General features: G+C 55.3%; 16 protein-coding genes. 9 read left to right on the forward strand and 7 right to left on the reverse strand.

Going from position 1 to position 16,346, the window contains the following annotated elements; genetic code table 11:
• Window positions 1-75: 75 nt before the first annotated feature.
• From HGO37_RS02790 to HGO37_RS02805, 4 genes are read left to right on the forward strand one after another with little or no spacing between them, the layout of a single operon-like run.
• Window positions 76-1,485: a circularly permuted type 2 ATP-grasp protein gene (locus HGO37_RS02790; protein ID WP_250982030.1), complete on the forward strand. Its 1,410-nt coding sequence runs from the start codon at window positions 76-78 to the stop codon at window positions 1,483-1,485.
• Between the two features lie 3 nt (window positions 1,486-1,488).
• The gene (locus HGO37_RS02795) at window positions 1,489-2,430 is read left to right on the forward strand and encodes an alpha-E domain-containing protein (protein ID WP_192488318.1); all 942 of its coding nucleotides are present in this window, start codon (window positions 1,489-1,491) and stop codon (window positions 2,428-2,430) included.
• Window positions 2,431-2,449: 19 nt separating this feature from the next.
• Complete coding sequence (locus HGO37_RS02800) at window positions 2,450-3,265, forward strand: transglutaminase family protein (RefSeq protein WP_250982031.1); 816 nt, start codon at window positions 2,450-2,452, stop codon at window positions 3,263-3,265.
• 13 nt (window positions 3,266-3,278) lie between these two features.
• Complete coding sequence (locus HGO37_RS02805; RefSeq protein WP_250982032.1) at window positions 3,279-3,881, forward strand: class I SAM-dependent methyltransferase; 603 nt, start codon at window positions 3,279-3,281, stop codon at window positions 3,879-3,881.
• Here HGO37_RS02805 and HGO37_RS02810 read toward each other — a convergent pair.
• Entirely contained in the window at window positions 3,878-4,666 is a 789-nt protein-coding gene (locus HGO37_RS02810) for a transglutaminase-like domain-containing protein (protein WP_250982033.1), read from the reverse strand. The two genes, HGO37_RS02805 and HGO37_RS02810, sit on opposite strands and share 4 nt — an antisense overlap.
• A gap of 125 nt (window positions 4,667-4,791) precedes the next feature.
• On the opposite strand from HGO37_RS02810, the gene HGO37_RS02815 reads away from it, so the two are divergent.
• The gene (locus HGO37_RS02815) at window positions 4,792-5,202 is read left to right on the forward strand and encodes a VOC family protein (protein ID WP_250982034.1); all 411 of its coding nucleotides are present in this window, start codon (window positions 4,792-4,794) and stop codon (window positions 5,200-5,202) included.
• Window positions 5,203-5,283: 81 nt separating this feature from the next.
• Here HGO37_RS02815 and araD1 read toward each other — a convergent pair whose 3' ends face one another.
• The 4 genes from araD1 to chvE all read right to left on the reverse strand — a co-directional run bounded on the left by araD1 (window position 5,284) and on the right by chvE (window position 10,266).
• On the reverse strand, window positions 5,284-6,279 hold the full coding sequence (gene araD1 / locus HGO37_RS02820) for an AraD1 family protein (protein ID WP_250982035.1): 996 nt from the start codon (window positions 6,277-6,279) through the stop codon (window positions 5,284-5,286).
• 99 nt (window positions 6,280-6,378) lie between these two features.
• On the reverse strand, window positions 6,379-7,575 hold the full coding sequence (gene mmsB / locus HGO37_RS02825; protein ID WP_192488313.1) for a multiple monosaccharide ABC transporter permease: 1,197 nt from the start codon (window positions 7,573-7,575) through the stop codon (window positions 6,379-6,381).
• The gene (gene gguA, locus HGO37_RS02830; RefSeq protein ID WP_192488312.1) at window positions 7,572-9,110 is read right to left on the reverse strand and encodes a sugar ABC transporter ATP-binding protein GguA; all 1,539 of its coding nucleotides are present in this window, start codon (window positions 9,108-9,110) and stop codon (window positions 7,572-7,574) included. Before gguA ends, mmsB begins: the two co-directional genes overlap by 4 nt.
• Before the next feature lie 91 nt (window positions 9,111-9,201).
• Window positions 9,202-10,266: a multiple monosaccharide ABC transporter substrate-binding protein gene (chvE, locus tag HGO37_RS02835; RefSeq protein ID WP_192488311.1), complete on the reverse strand. Its 1,065-nt coding sequence runs from the start codon at window positions 10,264-10,266 to the stop codon at window positions 9,202-9,204.
• Between the two features lie 251 nt (window positions 10,267-10,517).
• Between chvE and HGO37_RS02840 the strand changes: the two genes are divergently transcribed.
• Complete coding sequence (locus HGO37_RS02840; protein ID WP_192488310.1) at window positions 10,518-11,564, forward strand: LysR family transcriptional regulator; 1,047 nt, start codon at window positions 10,518-10,520, stop codon at window positions 11,562-11,564.
• A gap of 42 nt (window positions 11,565-11,606) precedes the next feature.
• Window positions 11,607-12,062 carry a hypothetical protein gene (locus HGO37_RS02845; RefSeq protein WP_250982036.1) on the forward strand — a complete coding sequence of 152 codons (456 nt, stop codon included), beginning with the start codon at window positions 11,607-11,609 and terminating at the stop codon, window positions 12,060-12,062.
• Here the strand turns inward: HGO37_RS02845 and HGO37_RS02850 are convergent.
• Together HGO37_RS02850 and HGO37_RS02855 are read right to left on the reverse strand one after the other, a co-directional pair.
• Window positions 12,052-12,291 (reverse strand): hypothetical protein, encoded by a 240-nt coding sequence (locus HGO37_RS02850; protein ID WP_250982037.1) that lies wholly within the window; start codon window positions 12,289-12,291, stop codon window positions 12,052-12,054. The two genes, HGO37_RS02845 and HGO37_RS02850, sit on opposite strands and share 11 nt — an antisense overlap.
• 18 nt (window positions 12,292-12,309) lie before the next feature.
• Entirely contained in the window at window positions 12,310-13,497 is a 1,188-nt protein-coding gene (locus tag HGO37_RS02855; RefSeq protein ID WP_192488845.1) for an ROK family transcriptional regulator, read from the reverse strand.
• 333 nt (window positions 13,498-13,830) lie between these two features.
• Here HGO37_RS02855 and xylF point away from each other — a divergent pair, with 333 nt between their 5' ends.
• Window positions 13,831-14,871: a D-xylose ABC transporter substrate-binding protein gene (gene xylF, locus HGO37_RS02860; RefSeq protein WP_250982038.1), complete on the forward strand. Its 1,041-nt coding sequence runs from the start codon at window positions 13,831-13,833 to the stop codon at window positions 14,869-14,871.
• A gap of 150 nt (window positions 14,872-15,021) precedes the next feature.
• Complete coding sequence (locus HGO37_RS02865; protein WP_250982039.1) at window positions 15,022-16,335, forward strand: sugar ABC transporter permease; 1,314 nt, start codon at window positions 15,022-15,024, stop codon at window positions 16,333-16,335.
• Window positions 16,336-16,346: the final 11 nt, after the last annotated feature.

Consider the following 16,346-nt stretch of genomic DNA (forward strand, 5'->3'; position numbering starts at 1 on the left):
TTTTGCTGAACTGCGCATGGTTCTTGCATTGCTTCTGTCGTTGTATTCAAATAGTAAAAAATGGGGAACATACCGTTGGCATTTGACGAAATGATAAGTGCGGACAACGCTCCGCGAAGCCCATATCAAAACTATAACGAGTGGTACGACCGCCAGGACAGGGCGCACCTGATCCGCAAGTCAGAAGACGCAGAAAAGATCTTCCGAAAAACCGGCATTACCTTCGCGGTCTACGGACATGCCGACAGCGCCGAAAAGCTTATCCCCTTCGACATTATTCCCCGCATAATTTCAGGCCGTGAGTGGAGAAAGCTGGCACAGGGTATCGAGCAGCGCGTTCTCGCGCTTAACTCTTTCCTTGATGATATCTATCACAAGCAAGAAATCATTCGCGCCGGACGTATTCCGCGGGAATTGATCGAGAAAAACGAAGCCTTTCTTCCGGAAATGATCGGCTTCACGCCACCGGGCGGCGTTTACACCCACATTGTCGGCACGGACATTGTCCGCACTGGCGAAGACCAGTTTTACGTGCTGGAAGACAATGCGCGTACACCTTCAGGTGTCAGCTACATGCTGGAAAACCGCGAAACCATGATGCAGATGTTTCCGGAACTTTTCCACGAGAACAAGGTACAGCGGGTTGAGGACTATCCTTATCTGCTGCGCCAGTCTCTTTCGTCTCTGGCACCACCCGGTTGCACCGGCAAACCGCGCGTCGCAGTGCTGACACCCGGTATCTACAACTCCGCCTATTATGAACATTCCTTCCTAGCGGACATGATGGGCGTGGAATTGGTGGAAGGCTCTGACCTTCGGGTGATGGATGGTAAGGTCAAGATGCGGACCACACGTGGGTACGAGGCCATCGATGTGCTCTACCGTCGTGTTGACGACGACTTCCTTGACCCGCTGACCTTCCGTCCGGATTCGGCACTGGGCATTCCCGGCATCATGGATGTCTACCGCGCAGGCAACATCACCATTGCAAACGCGCCCGGCACCGGCATTTCCGACGACAAGGCGATCTATTCCTACATGCCTGAAATCGTCGAGTTCTACACCGGCCGCAAACCACTTCTTGAAAACGTGCCAACCTGGCGCTGTTCTGAACCGGACAGTCTGAGATATGTGCTGGATAACCTTGCCGAACTAGTGGTCAAGGAAGTCCATGGTTCCGGTGGTTACGGCATGCTTGTTGGTCCGACAGCCAGCAAGAAAGAACGCACTCTGTTTGCTGAAAAGCTGCGTGCTCGACCCGCAAACTACATTGCCCAGCCAACACTTTCGCTTTCAACAGTTCCCATCATGGTCAAGAACGGCATTGCCCCGCGCCATGTCGATCTGCGCCCCTATGTTCTGGTTTCCGACAAGGTCCGCATTATCCCCGGTGGCTTGACGCGCGTTGCGCTGAAGGCCGGCTCGCTGGTTGTAAATTCCAGTCAGGGCGGCGGCACCAAGGATACATGGGTACTGGAGGACTGAAGCATGCTGGGACGGACTGCAAACGGACTTTATTGGATGTTCCGGTATATCGAGCGTGCCGAAAACATCGCACGCCTCATCGATGCGGGATTGCGCGTTTCTCTGACACGCAGTGGCACCGGTGATGAAGACTGGGACGGCGTGTTGCAAAGCGCTGGTGTGCGCGAAAGTTTTGCCGAGATACACGAGCGCGTCACCTCAAGTGACGCCATCGATTATCTGTTACGAGACAGCAGCAACCCCTCCAGCGTGATGTCGTGCATTGAAGCGGGTCGTAACAATGCCCGCATGGTGCGCACCGCACTAACACGGGAAACATGGGAAGCAACCAACGAATTCTGGATTGAGGTGAAAGCCATGCTTTCCCGAAAGGTCAAGGCAGCCGAACTTCCACAATGCATCGACGCCATCAAGCAACGCGCCGGACTGGTGCGTGGTGCATTCCATGGCTCCATGTTGCGCAACGATCTCTACAATTTCTCGCGCATCGGCACCTTCATTGAACGTGCTGACAACACCGCCCGAATTCTGGATGTCAAATATTATGTGCTGTTGCCGGCGGCCAGCCATGTCGGTTCTTCGCTGGACAATGCTCAGTGGGAATCCATTCTGCGCTCCGTTTCGGCGCATCGGTCCTATGGCTGGGTTTATGACGCTGAATACAAACCCGCAAACATTGCCGACTTCCTGATTCTCAACGGTCGCATGCCGCGCTCGCTCGCCTATTGCTACGAAAAGATCGTCAGCAATCTGGGATATCTTGCTTCGGACTATGATGAAAAGCACAAGGCACATGAAACCGCCGATGCTATTCGAGCAAGTCTTAAAAGCACGACGGTAACCCGCATCATGGATGGCGGCCTGCACGAATTCCTTGAGGAGTTTGTTAACCGGAACAGCCAGCTCGGCCAGGAAATAACGGAAGGGTACCGCTTCTATCAATGAGCGGGAAACGGATGGAACAATGCGTCTGAAGATAAACCACGTTACCCGCTACACCTATGATGCCCCTGTCCCCTACGCCTTGCAGCGTGTGCGCCTGACCCCGACAACGGGACCGGGCCAGACAGTAAGACATTGGGCGGTCACCGTTGAGGGGGCAACAGTTGAAGCCAACTACGACGACCATTTCGGCAACCGTGTGGAACTTGTCGAACTTGAAGGACAAGGTCAGACCGTGACCGTGACGGCATCGGGCGAGATCGAGACGGAAGACCGCGCCGGTGTCTACGGTCCGCACAACACCTATGCGCCGCTCTGGTTGTTCATGCGCGAAACGCTACTGACAAAACCTGGCAAACTGATCCGAGAATTGGCCCGCAATGCGAGCGGTGAAAACGAACTTGCGAAACTGCATGGCCTGATGGAGACCATTCACCAGACTGTTGAATATTTGCCTGGTTCAACCGACAGTGAAACAACTGCCGAACAGGCGCTGGAGGCGCAAAAAGGCGTCTGTCAGGATCACACTCACATTTTCATTTCCGCTGCTCGAATGCTCAACATTCCAGCGCGTTACGTATCCGGTTATCTGCTGATGGATGGCGTGAAAGAACAAGCCGCAACCCACGCATGGGCGCAAGCCCATATTACCGGGCTTGGCTGGGTTGGTTTTGATGCCGCCAACAACCTCTGCCCGAACGACCATTACGTCACAATCGCATCCGGCCTATGTTACCGTGATTGTGCGCCTGTTTCCGGCATGCGGATTGGGAACTCGGCGGAGGATCTGAACGTCTCGGTGACTGTGGAGCAGGCCCAAAGCCAGTCACAGAGCTAAGGCGGACGCCGGAATGGCAGACGGCAAACACGACATTACCACGCTGGACTTTTACACCCGGGAGGCAGATGCCTATACCTCGCGCGGCGAAAAACCATTGCATGTACAGTTGACACAGTTCCTGTCTCTGCTTCAGCCGGGCGCCAGCATTCTTGAATTAGGGTGCGGGGCCGGACAAGACAGCGAAGTGATGATTGCCCAAGGGTTTGACGTGCATCCCACTGACGGCACGGCGGAAATTGCACAAGCCGCAGCGCTGAGGCTTGGCATTCCCGTCAAAACTCTGCTGTTTGACAATATCGATGCCAAGCAGACCTATCATGGCATATGGGCCAATGCCTGCCTGCTGCACGTACCCCGTGCCGCACTTGGTGGCATCATCCATCGCGTTCACGCTGCCTTGAAGGACGGCGGCATTTTCTACGCCAGTTTCAAGGCAGGAGAAAAAGAGGGGCGCGATCAGTTTGATCGCTATTTCAACTACCCCTCGGAAGCCTGGTTACGCGAGGTCTATGACCAATATCCCTGGACCAGCCTGTCAGTGGTAACAGCAAACGGCAGTGGGTATGACAGGCAACCCACAAAATGGCTTCAAGTCACTGCGGTTAAACCCTAACCGTTCCGTTTCGCAAGAACGCCACCCGGTTGATGCGCATGTGCTGCTGGCCCTTCCGGAATAATTGGTATCTGTCCACCACGAATTTTGGCAACGCGAGCATTCATCCAATGCCGGATGACGCTGCGATATAACAGCCCCTTCAACCCGTTGATCGCCTGTCTATGCTGGCGATAAAAGACATCCGGACTGTCAAACAGGCCAAGATCGGCATTGATGCCGGTTTTCTGAATGTAGGTGCCGCGACCATTCCATTCGACGGCCGGCGCCTCAAGACAATCGGTGCCTGCACCGTAACCACACAGTGATGTACCCTGCCCCGCAAACCGACCCTGCAAAATTTTCAGAAATGCCGCGTCCAGAATGAAACCCTCAAGTTCCACCCAAGTGCCCTCATGATACACCTCCACCCAGCTATGCAGTATATTGTCAGGCGCAAGTCCATAGACCAGTTCCGGTACGATGCCACGCTGCAAACCCTTATGGATTGTAAAACCATGCAGGCGGCACGGGATTTTGACTGCGCGTAGCAATGCCATCAGCAGCGTCGCCTTGGTGTTGCATTGGCCGTAACCATCAGCCAACACATCACTGGCCGGAATATCGTCGGCACTGTTGTAGCCAAACCTGATTTCGTTTCTGACATAGTCATAGACCGCGCCAATGCGGGCATAAGCAGACAGCTCATTCCAGCCTCGCGCTTTCACCAACGCTTGAATACTACCCGATCCGAAATTCAGCAGAGCGGTTTCTGCGAGATATTTCCTTGCTTCGTCTTCCATCATGACGCCATCCTTCAACTTTCATGGTGAAAGCCTACAAGCTACAGCGACTAGAGATTCAAGCGCTAATTTGAAGAGAGCGAACACAGAGACATGCTTGATACGTTACTTGGACAACGGAGGAGACCATGCAACCACCAAAAGCCATTCTCGAAACGGTGATTTACGCCGATGATCTCGATGCAGCAGAGCGCTTCTATCACGACGTATTCGGGCTTGAGATTGTGCGAAAACTGGCCGGGCAATTTGTATTTTTCCGCTGCGGCCAACAGATGCTGCTGATCTTCGACCCGGAGAAATCTCGCATGGCCGATCCCTCCAATCCCATCCCGCGTCACGGCACCACTGGCAACGGCCACTTTTGCTTCCGCGTCGACAATAAGACCGAGGTCGACAGATGGAGAGACCATTTTCTGTCACTGGCCATTGAGGTAGAGCACTATCAACGCTGGAACAACGGTTCTTATTCCGTCTACATCAGAGACCCATCAGGCAACTCTGTGGAGGTTGGTGAAGCCGGGCTCTGGAACCCGCAATAACGCCTCCAAAAGGAAAAGCCCCGAACCGTCAGGTTCAGGGCTTTTGATCGTAGTCAAAGAGAGCGGCATGCCGCTCGGGAATCAGAGCTGCTTTACCGCAATGATTTCTTCAGCTTCAACCTTCAGCGGGTTCTTGAGCGGCAGACCGAAACCGGCAGCTTCAATCTCGAACACGTCGCCAGCCTCGGGCTTTACGCCATCCGCGAAGGACAGGGTTGCCGTACCGAACATGTGGACATGCACATCGCCAGGTGCGCGGAACAGGCCGTATTTGAAATGGTGGTATTCAAGGTTCTCGAACGTATGGGACATGTTGTCCTCACCCGACAGGAACGGCTTTTCGAAGATCGCCTTGCCGTTTCGAAGAATGCGCGATGTACCGCGAATGTCGGCAGGTGGCGCACCAACGCGGATTTCCGGGCCAAAGCTTGCAGGACGCAGCTTGGAGTGTGCCAGATAGAGGTAGTTGACCCGCTCTGTCACGTGGTCGGAAAACTCGTTGGAAACGGCAAAGCCGATACGGAAGGGCTCGCCCTTGTCCGAGATAACGTAGATGCCAGCCATTTCAGGCTCTTCACCACCGTCCAAGGCAAATGACGGCGACAACAGTGCAGCACCCGGTGCGGTGGCAACGTAACCGTTACCCTTGTAGAACCACTCCGGCTGAACGCCCTTTTCGCCAGCCTTCGGCTTGCCGTTCTCAAGACCCATCTTGAACATCTTCATGGAGTCGGTCAGCGTTTCTTCGGCCGTATCGTTGGCCTTCTTGTGCATGCTGTCACGCGTTGCAGCGGAACCGAGGTGGGTCAGGCCGGTGCCGGTCAGGTGCAGGTGTGCAGGATCCGGATGGGTGATCGGCGGCAGGAAACGACCTTCAGCATAGGCCTTCTCGAGATCGACAACATCGCCAAGACCATGGGCCTTAACAACATCAGCAAGGCTCTTGCCGCTGTTTGCGGCTTCGATTGCCAATGCATAAACCGAATCAGCATTGTTTACGGCACGCGCCTCGCCAGCGTCTTCGCGAACAGCGACGACCAGCTTGCCACTGGCATCCTTGACCTGTGAAATCAGCACGGTATTTCCTTTCCCGGCATTAAAAGCTTTAGACATGAACACGGCCGCTGAACGGCCGTGAAAAACCTCTGTAGTGAAGATGGAAGGCTGATCCGAAGATCAGCCCTTGTTCTTGTTGTAGACGTCGAAGAACACGGCAGCCAGCAGCACGAGGCCCTTGACCATCTGCTGGAAGTCGATGCCCAGACCGACAATCGACATGCCGTTGTTCATCACACCCATGATGAAAGCGCCGATTACCGCACCGGTGATCTTGCCCACGCCGCCGGATGCCGAGGCACCACCGATGAAGCAGGCCGCGATCACGTCAAGCTCGAAGCCCACGCCGGCCTTCGGCGTTGCCGAGTTGAGGCGGGTTGCGATGATCATGCCAGCGAGGCCGGCCAGAACACCCATGTTGACGAAGGTCAGAAAGCTCAAGCGCTCGGTGTTGATACCGGAAAGCTTGGTTGCCTTTTCGTTGCCACCCAGCGCGTAGATACGGCGGCCAATGGTCGTGCGACGGGTAATGAAGCTGTAGAAAGCAATCAGCACCAGCATGACGATCAGAACGTTCGGCAGACCACGGTTGGCCGACAGCTTATAACCAAGGAACAGGATCGCAGCCGTAACCAGCACGTTCTGGATGACAAAGAAGCTGAGCGGTTCAACATCGATACCGTGGCTCTGGTTGACCACACGGCGACGCCAGCTGAGGAAGAACATAACCAGAGGGATCAGGATGGTTATGATCATCGATGTGGTGTTGAGACCTTCGATGCCACCGATATCCGGCAGGAAGCCGGTGCTGATGATCTGGAAGTCACGTGGGAACGGACCGATGTTCTTGCCACCCAGCACGAACAGCGTCAGACCACGGAACACCAACATGCCCGCCAGCGTCACAATGAACGATGGAATGCGGTGATAGGCAATCCAGTAACCCTGTGCCGCACCGATAACGCCACCGACAGCCAGACAGACAATAGCTGCCAAGAGCGGGTGCCAGCCCCATTGAACGGTCAAGATAGCCGCAATCGCCCCGACAAAAGCAACGATTGAACCGACGGAAAGGTCGATATGCCCTGCCACGATGACCAGCAACATGCCCAGCGCCATTATGACGATGAACGAGTTCTGCAGCACGAGGTTGGTTAGGTTGGTCGGAGCAAACAGAATGCCACCGGTATAAACCTGGAAGAACAGCATGATCGCGACGAGCGCAAGCAGCATCCCGTATTCCCGGATATTACTCCGTAGATAGGACGAGATGGAAACGACGTTGCTTTCTTCGGTATTGGTATTGGCCGAACTCATGAGTTCTTCTCCCCTGAGCGCATGATAGCGCGCATGATGCTTTCCTGGCTCGCCTCTCCCTTCGGCAGTTCAGCGACGATGCGTCCTTCGTTCATGACGTAGATGCGGTCGCAGTTACCGAGCAGTTCAGGCATTTCTGATGAGATCATCAGAACGCCTTTTCCATCGGCGGCAAGCTGGTTGATGATGGTGTAGATTTCGTATTTCGCACCGACGTCGATACCGCGCGTCGGTTCGTCGAGGATAAGAACCTCGGGGTTGGAGAACAGCCACTTGGACAGCACAACCTTTTGCTGGTTGCCACCGGAGAGATTGACCGTTTCCTGGAAAATGCCGTGTGAACGGATGCGCAGGCGCGAACGGAAATCCGTTGCGACCTTCATTTCCTTGATATCGTCGATGACGGATGCCTTGGAAACACCGGCAAGATTGGCAAGCGTGGTATTGTGCAGAATGTTGTCATTCAACACCAGACCAAGATGTTTGCGGTCTTCCGTCACATAGGCAAGCCCGGCATCAATCGCCTTGCGAACCGTGCTGACATCCACTGGCTTGCCATCGATCAGCACGTCTCCGCTGATCTTGTGGCCATAGGACTTGCCGAACACGCTCATGGCGAATTCGGTACGTCCTGCGCCCATCAAGCCTGCGATACCGACCACCTCGCCCTTACGGACGGTAACGTTGATATCATGCAAGACCTGACGGTCACGGTGCTGCTGGTGGAAGGCGTTCCAGTTCTTGACCTCAAGAATGGTCTCGCCAATCGGCACGTTGCGTGGCGGATAACGATCTTCGAGATCGCGGCCCACCATGTTGCGGATGATGACGTCTTCGCTGATCTCTTCCTTGTGACAGTCCAGCGTCTTGACGGTCATGCCGTCGCGCAGAACCGTGATCTGGTCGGCCACCTTGCGCACTTCGTTTAGCTTGTGCGTGATGATGATCGAGGTCAGACCCTGATTGCGGAATTCAATCAGCAGGTTGAGAAGTGCATCGGAATCGCTTTCGTTGAGCGAAGCTGTCGGCTCATCGAGAATGAGCAGCTTCACGCTCTTGGACAGCGCCTTGGCGATTTCAACAAGCTGCTGCTTGCCCACGCCAATATCGGTAACCAGAGTTTCAGGCGATTCTTTCAGCCCGACCTTCTTCAGAAGCTCACGCGTGCGATTGAACGTCTGCTGCCAGCTGATCACGCCATTGGTGGCGATTTCATTGCCCAGAAAAATGTTCTCGGCAATCGACAGCAGCGGCACGAGCGCCAGCTCCTGGTGAATGATAATGATGCCAATATCTTCACTGTCATTGATGGCGCGGAAATTACGCACCTGACCTTCGTAATGAATTTCGCCGTCGTATGAGCCCGCGGGATATACACCGGAAAGAACCTTCATCAAGGTCGATTTTCCTGCGCCGTTCTCACCGACGAGTGCGTGAATTTCACCCTTGCGAACCTTGAGGTTCACATTCTCCAGCGCTTTAACGCCGGGGAACGTCTTAGTGATATTCCGCATTTCGAGAATGGTATCGTCCATATCAAAATCCAGCGCCGGTTTAATCCGGCGATTTTTTCAAACAAAATCCGGGGGAAAAGACGATGCTCCACCCCCGGCATTCAGAAACAGATTACTTCAGCTGGTCTTCTGTGTAGTAACCGCCGTCAACCAGAACTTCCTTGTAGTTGTCCTTGGTTACAGCAACTGGCTTCAACAGGTAGGAAGGAACAACCTTCACGCCGTTTTCGTAGGTCTTGGTGTCGTTAACTTCAGGTTCTTTGCCCTGCATAACGGCATTGACCATGCCAACGGTAACCTTGGCCAGCTCGCGTGTGTCCTTGAAGATCGTGGAGTACTGTTCGCCAGCGATGATCGACTTGACGGACGGAACTTCAGCGTCCTGACCGGAAACAACAGGCAGCGGCAGATCGCCAGAACCGTAGCCAACGCCCTTTAGCGAAGACAAGATACCGATGGACAGACCATCATAAGGCGACAGAACTGCATCAACCTTTGCATCTGTGTAGAATGCGGAGAGCAGGTTATCCATACGGGCCTGGGCCGTTGCTGGGTCCCAACGCAGTGTACCAACCTTGTCCATGCCGGTCTGGCCAGACTTTACAACAAGCTTGCCGCTGTCGATGTAAGGCTGAAGAACAGACATTGCACCATCGTAGAAGAAGAATGCGTTGTTATCGTCTGGAGAACCACCGAACAGTTCGATGTTGAACGGGCCCTTGCCATCCTTGAGGCCGAGCTTGTCCGTGATCGAAGTTGCCTGCAGAACGCCAACCTGGAAGTTGTCGAAGGTTGCGTAGTAGTCAACGTTGCCGCTGTTACGGATCAGGCGGTCGTAAGCGATGACCTTAACGCCCTTGTCAGCAGCCTGCTGCAGAACGTCAGACAGAGTCGTGCCGTCGATCGAAGCGATAACCAGAACCTTGACGCCCTTCGTTACCATGTTTTCAATCTGCGAAAGCTGGTTCGGAATGTCGTCGTCAGCATACTGCAGGTCTGTGGCGTAGCCAGCGTCCTGAAGCTGCTTGACGATGTTGTTGCCGTCGTCGATCCAGCGTGCAGAGGACTTCGTTGGCATTGCGATGCCGACGGTGCCCTTATCCTGAGCGAATACAGGCGCAGCAAAGCTTGCAACGCCGATGGCACAGGCTGCCATTAACGAGACGATGGATTTCATAAATCTCTCCCTTTGAACCCTTGTCAGGCGCGCCCCAGGCGCCGCCTTCAAATCCATGCCAGAATTGTAAGGAGGCAGATTTGGACAGGACGGTTTTTTACTTATCAGTACGCCTGCCCGCCGCTCCTCCACGGCACAGGTGCAAACTGTTCTGAATCCATATAACTGTCAAATAGAATATCTGGCGTTTGTCATATCAATTCTGATATATTAAATCGATATAACACCCGAAATTGGCGAGATGTGACATTATGAGCAACTCCAGAGAGCAAAACGCACTTGATAGGGATGATTTTTTCTCAGCAGTCGAGGATAATCCACTTTTGCGTGCAGGCTTGAAGATGGCCCATCTTCGTATGCTGGTCATGATAAAAGACCATGGACAAGTCAGCGCTGCGGCGGCAGCCCTCAACATGACGCAGCCGGCCGCATCACGCATGTTGTCCGAAATGGAATCAATCGTCAAAAGTCCACTCTGTCAGCGCGCCTCCCGTGGCGTCGTCTTGACACAGTTCGGTGAGGCTCTTGCCCTTCGTGCCCGCAAGATACTTTTGGAACTGCGCGAGGCCGGGCGCGAACTCGCCCAGATGAAATCCGGCAGCGGCGGCTCGGTGTTTATCGGCTCAGTCACCGCACCCGCCATCAGCATGGTGGTACCCGCCATCAGCCGCGCCGTAGAGACTTATCCGGGCATCGAAATCAACGTACAGGTAGAGACCAGTAACGTACTGGCACGCGATCTCTTGGCCGCTCGTCAGGATTTTATCATCGGTCGTATACCCGAAGATCTGAACCCGGCTCCGTTCAACGCCCATGAAATTGGCGTCGAGCGCGCCTGTCTTCTGGTGCGAAAGGGCCATCCGCTACTCGACAATGGCCCTGCCCGCCTGCAGGACCTGTCAAACTTTGACTGGGTTTTCCAGCCACCGGGTGCCCTGCTTCGCCGCACCATGGAAGAGATTTTTGTGGCGAATGGCGCACCGATGCCCCGCAACATCATCAACACACCATCCGTGGTGCTGACGCTGGCGATCGTCTGCAAAACCAACGCCATTGCACCGCTCGCCTATGACATGGCAGAGTTTGTGGCCGGGCAAAGTTCGCAGGTCGGGGAAATTCGCATCCTGCCAACCGACTTTGAGCTCAACCTGAAACCCTACAGCCTGATCACCGCAAAGGACCGGGCCCTGCCGCCCAGCGCACAGCTGCTCTACGACCTTGTTCTCGAAGAAAGCCGCAACGTCGCGTCCACCACCTATTCACCGCTGCAAGCCCTGCGCCATCTTTCCAATGCATAAGGTCTGAAACGGCAACGCTCACATCAACGAGGGGAGGAAGACATGCTTTTTGGACAATCCGTCTTTCAGTCCGTTGTTGAACGGCTGAACCAGGAAGCGGAAGAACAGGCACAGGAAGACGCAGTTACACCGCACAAGACGACGGCTGCCAGTTTCACCACAAGTTTCGTTCTGGAGACAGAACGACCCGATCCTGAACGGTTTGGCGCAGCCTTCGATGCCTATCTCGACTTTCTGCCGGATCCACCAGAGCCTGAGCCGGAGCCCGAACCGGAGCCAATGCCCGCCTATCTGGAACGGACGTCACTGGCTGACGTTTCCGATGAACTGGCAATCGATGACAAAGACACGGTTGAAAGCTTGTCGGAAAAACGTCGCGCCTTTGCCAAGCTCAATCACCCCGACCGTCTGTCACCCGAATTTCGTGCCAACGCCCATGCCCGCATGACAGCGGCCAACCTGTTGATCGATCAGGCCATCAAGCTGATCAGTCGTTAGCCTCGTCGTCTTTTGCCACATCAGGCTTTTGTGCGACTGGCGGTGCAGGCTTGAATGTAAACAACAGCATATAGGCGGAATAGGCAGCAACGCCGCCGACAATCGTGCCCCAGAATGCTTCCTGGGTGATAAAGAACTCAATGAGAGACCACACAGTACAGGAGATAACAATCAAAAGCCGCACCCAGAGTGGACGGTAAATCGGATGATTGGTATCAATGAGCTGCATAAATCTCTCCCGTTTGGATCACCCCGCCTGTGCGCTGGGGGGTGTTGTCATTCCCGCCGAGACCATATCTTCATCCATGCGCGACAATGCAAGCCCCATATGCCCCTCAAAAACCAGTTCTGGTTCATTAAGTTCAACGTGAATGGCAGGTAAACCGCCAAAACGCACGGCTTGTGACTGTAAAAGCCCTTCCAGAATGCCGCCCTGCAGCAGATCATAATACCGTGTGCCCGGCCCGGTGACGAAGACCGGCATATGATCATGAAGACTGAACAGGCGCGCAAGGCCATTGCCGAGCGCAAGTCCGGCCTGCCGGAATGCGAAGGCGGCCATGCGGTTACCATGGCGGGCATTGCTGGCAATCTTGTCCAGTTCAGCCAACGGCACGAATTTCGCTGGTATCGTGTCCGGCGGCACTTCAAAGGCCGTTCGCAAGATGGCGTAGAATCCGCAATAGGCTTCGATACAGCCACGCGAACCACATCGACAAAGCGCAGCGCCCGGCATGTGCAACATGTGCCCGAAATTCGGTGCAACCACTTCAAAACCGCTTGCCGTTGAACGAGCGATACCAAGCCCGATACTGTGACCAAGCGACAGTGCCGCAAGCATGCCCTTGCCCCCGGTCAACAAACTATCCGGTTTGGTTTGCTGACGCATCCACAAGGCTTCGGCCACCAGAAGCGTCTCATTGTTGACCGCAACGCGATTTTGCCAGACCTCGGCGAGATCGTCATGAAAATCGACCTGTTCGTCCCCGAGCACCGGCGACCAGACAAGCCGCCCACCGGCCGGATCCACCAGACCCTTGCTGCTGATCGACAAATGGCGGATCGCCTCATGGGTAATCCGCGAACGGCTGGCAAGGCGTGCAAGCCCCGTGTTGATTGCCGCCACGAAATCGCCGCGCTGCGTTTCCTGCCGTCGTTCGGAAAAGCGGTCGATCAGTTTACCGTTGTAGTCGGCGAGTGAATACTGGATGGCGTCTGATGATATGATGACCACCGCCAGATAGGCGCAGGCGGCATTGGGTGTGAACAGAACACGAGGACGTCCCCGCCCCTGCGCCGACTGCTGCTCGGTGCGCAGGATCAACCTGCTTTTCTCCAACTCGGCCGTAATCGCCGACACGGTGCCCGAGGCAAGGCCGGTAAAGGATGAAATCTCGGTATGCGAAAGATTGCCGTGATGGCGCAGCGCCGACATCACCAGAAGACTGTTCTTCTGACGAACCAGTTCAGTGCTGGATATGGCCGAAAGCGGCAAAATACGTCCCTCATAACGAACAACACAGCGCTGCCGCCAGCGCCAGATAAGCCCGGCGCCCTCACAGTACAAGTGTTATCCGGCTCCTCCCGAAACCTTGGCTGATCCGACGAGATTGCGAAGCACTACGTCTGGTTGACAGCTTTCGGAATCTCTGCCATTTAATTTCTCGACTGTCGAGAAAAAATGCATAGGGCATACTCGGACAGCAATTTCAGACAGTAGAAAACGCATGGAGGTGCGGACGCTACCTGTCACATCCGGGAGGACATCATGAAATCATTTGCCAAGTTATTGGCCGGAACGGCTTTACTCGTTTCACTGCACGGCGCTGCCATGGCAGCGGACCTCGTTGTTGGCGTGTCTTGGTCCAACTTCCAGGAAGAACGTTGGAAGACTGACGAAGCCGCCATCAAGAAAGCCCTTGAAGCCGCTGGTGCCAAGTACATTTCCGCTGACGCCCAGTCTTCCGCTGCCAAGCAGTTGACCGACGTTGAAGCCCTGATCTCGCAAGGCGCCAACGCCCTGATCGTTCTGGCGCAGGACAGCGATGCCATTGGCCCAGCCGTTGAAAAAGCGGTCGCTGAAGGTATTCCGGTTGTTGGTTACGACCGTCTGATCGAAAACAAGGACGCCTTCTACATCACCTTCGACAACAAGGAAGTTGGTCGTCTCCAGGCGCAGGAAGTGTTCAAGGTCAAGCCGGAAGGCAATTACGTGTTCATCAAGGGCTCGTCTTCTGACCCGAACGCAGACTTCCTGTTTGCCGGCCAGCAGGAAGTGCTGAAGGCAGCGATTGACGGCGGCAAGATCAAGAATGTCGGTGAAGCCTATACAGATGGCTGGAAGCCGGAAAATGCCCAGAAGAACATGGAGCAGTTCCTGACCGCCAACAACAACAAGGTCGACGCCGTGGTTGCATCCAACGACGGTACGGCTGGTGGCGCGATTGCCGCGCTCGCAGCGCAGGGCATGGCAGGTTCTGTTCCGGTCTCCGGTCAGGACGCCGACTTTGCAGCCCTGAACCGCGTGGCTCTTGGTACACAGACCGTGTCTGTCTGGAAGGACAGCCGCGAACTGGGCAAGGAAGCAGCCAACATCGCGCTGGAACTGGCCGGTGGCAAGAAGATGTCCGAAATCAAGGGCGTAACAAGCTTTGAAGGCGGACCTAAGAAAGTTGCCATGCAGTCCGTGTTCCTCAAGCCGATTGCCATCACCAAGGACAATCTGAATGTGGTTATCGAAGCAGGCTGGATTCCGAAGGAAACCGCTTGCCAGGGCGTAAAGGCCGGTTCGGTCAAGGCCTGCGAATAATCGCATAGGCACCATCCTTTCCAAAGCGCCGCGAAGCAATGTGCTCCGCGGCGCCTTCGGAGTGAAATGACCTTTATCAGGTCGTAGTGAGCAGCGGTTTCAGCCGGTAATGCTTAGACATCAGCATGATGTGAGGAGGAACGGCAGCCAATGGCCGACATCACGCAATCAAAATCGTCCCATCCCGCCAATGATGCAGGTCGCAGTTCAATTTCGCGCTTTATCGCGGCAACGGAACTCGACACCCGTCTTCTCGGCATGGTGGGTGCTCTTCTTCTTATATGGCTCGGGTTTCATTTCCTGTCCGGCGGATTATTTCTGACGCCGCGCAACCTGTGGAACCTCTCGGTTCAGACGGCATCGGTTGCCGTGATGGCGACGGGCATGGTGCTCGTTATCGTTACCCGCAACATCGACCTGTCTGTCGGCTCCATTCTCGGCTTCTCCGGTATGATCATGGGTGTAATGCAGGCTGAACTGCTGCCAAAGGTTCTCGGCTTTGAACATCCGGCGACCTGGATCATCACACTCGGCATTGGCCTGCTTGTCGGCGCTGCGATCGGCGCACTGCATGGCCTCATCATCGCCTTCATGAATGTACCGTCCTTCATCGTCACACTTGGCGGCCTGCTGGTCTGGCGCGGCGGCACATGGTTCATCACCAGCGGTCGCACTGTCGCTCCTATGGACAGCACATTCCGCCTGATGGGCGGCGGCACAAACGGGTCGATCGGCGCGACATGGAGCTGGATCGTCGCGGCATTTGCCTGCGTGGCAATCATTGTCGCCATTCTCAACTCACGCCACCAGCGACGCCGTTTCGGTTTCCCCTTGCGCCCGGTCTGGGCGGAATATTTCCTCGGTGCACTCGGTTGCGCCATCGTGATTGGTGCGGTTGCCGTTGCCAACAGCTACCCATGGCCGGTTGCCATTGCCCGTAACTATGCCGATGCCAATGGCATTGCGTGGCCAGACGGCGGGCTGTTCATCGCCCATGGCATTGCCATTCCGGTGCTGATGGCTCTGTGCGTGGGCGCAGTCATGACCTTCATCGCCACGCGCCTTCGTTTTGGCCGTTACGTGTTTGCCATCGGTGGCAACCCGGAAGCCGCTGAACTCGCCGGCATCAAGACGCGCTGGGTCACCGTAAAGATTTTTGCGCTGATGGGAGCACTTTGCGCCATTGCTGCCGCCATTTCCACGGCACGCCTCAATGCAGCCACCAATGCCCAGGGTGAGCTGGATGAGCTTTACACCATCGCAGCAGCCGTTATCGGGGGGACCTCGCTGGCTGGTGGTGTGGGCACGATCGCAGGAGCCATGCTCGGCGCGCTCGTCATGCAGTCGCTGCAATCCGGCATGGTTCTGGTCGGCATCGACACCCCGTTCCAGCGTATCGTCGTCGGTTTCGTTCTGGTGGTGGCCGTCTGGCTCGACACCATTTACCGCGCCCGCGCCAAGTAAGAGATTTAGGA

Origin of the sequence: Rhizobium sp. CG4 (genome assembly GCF_023701965.1) — a bacterium.
Classification (GTDB): Bacteria; Pseudomonadota; Alphaproteobacteria; order Rhizobiales; family Rhizobiaceae; genus Agrobacterium.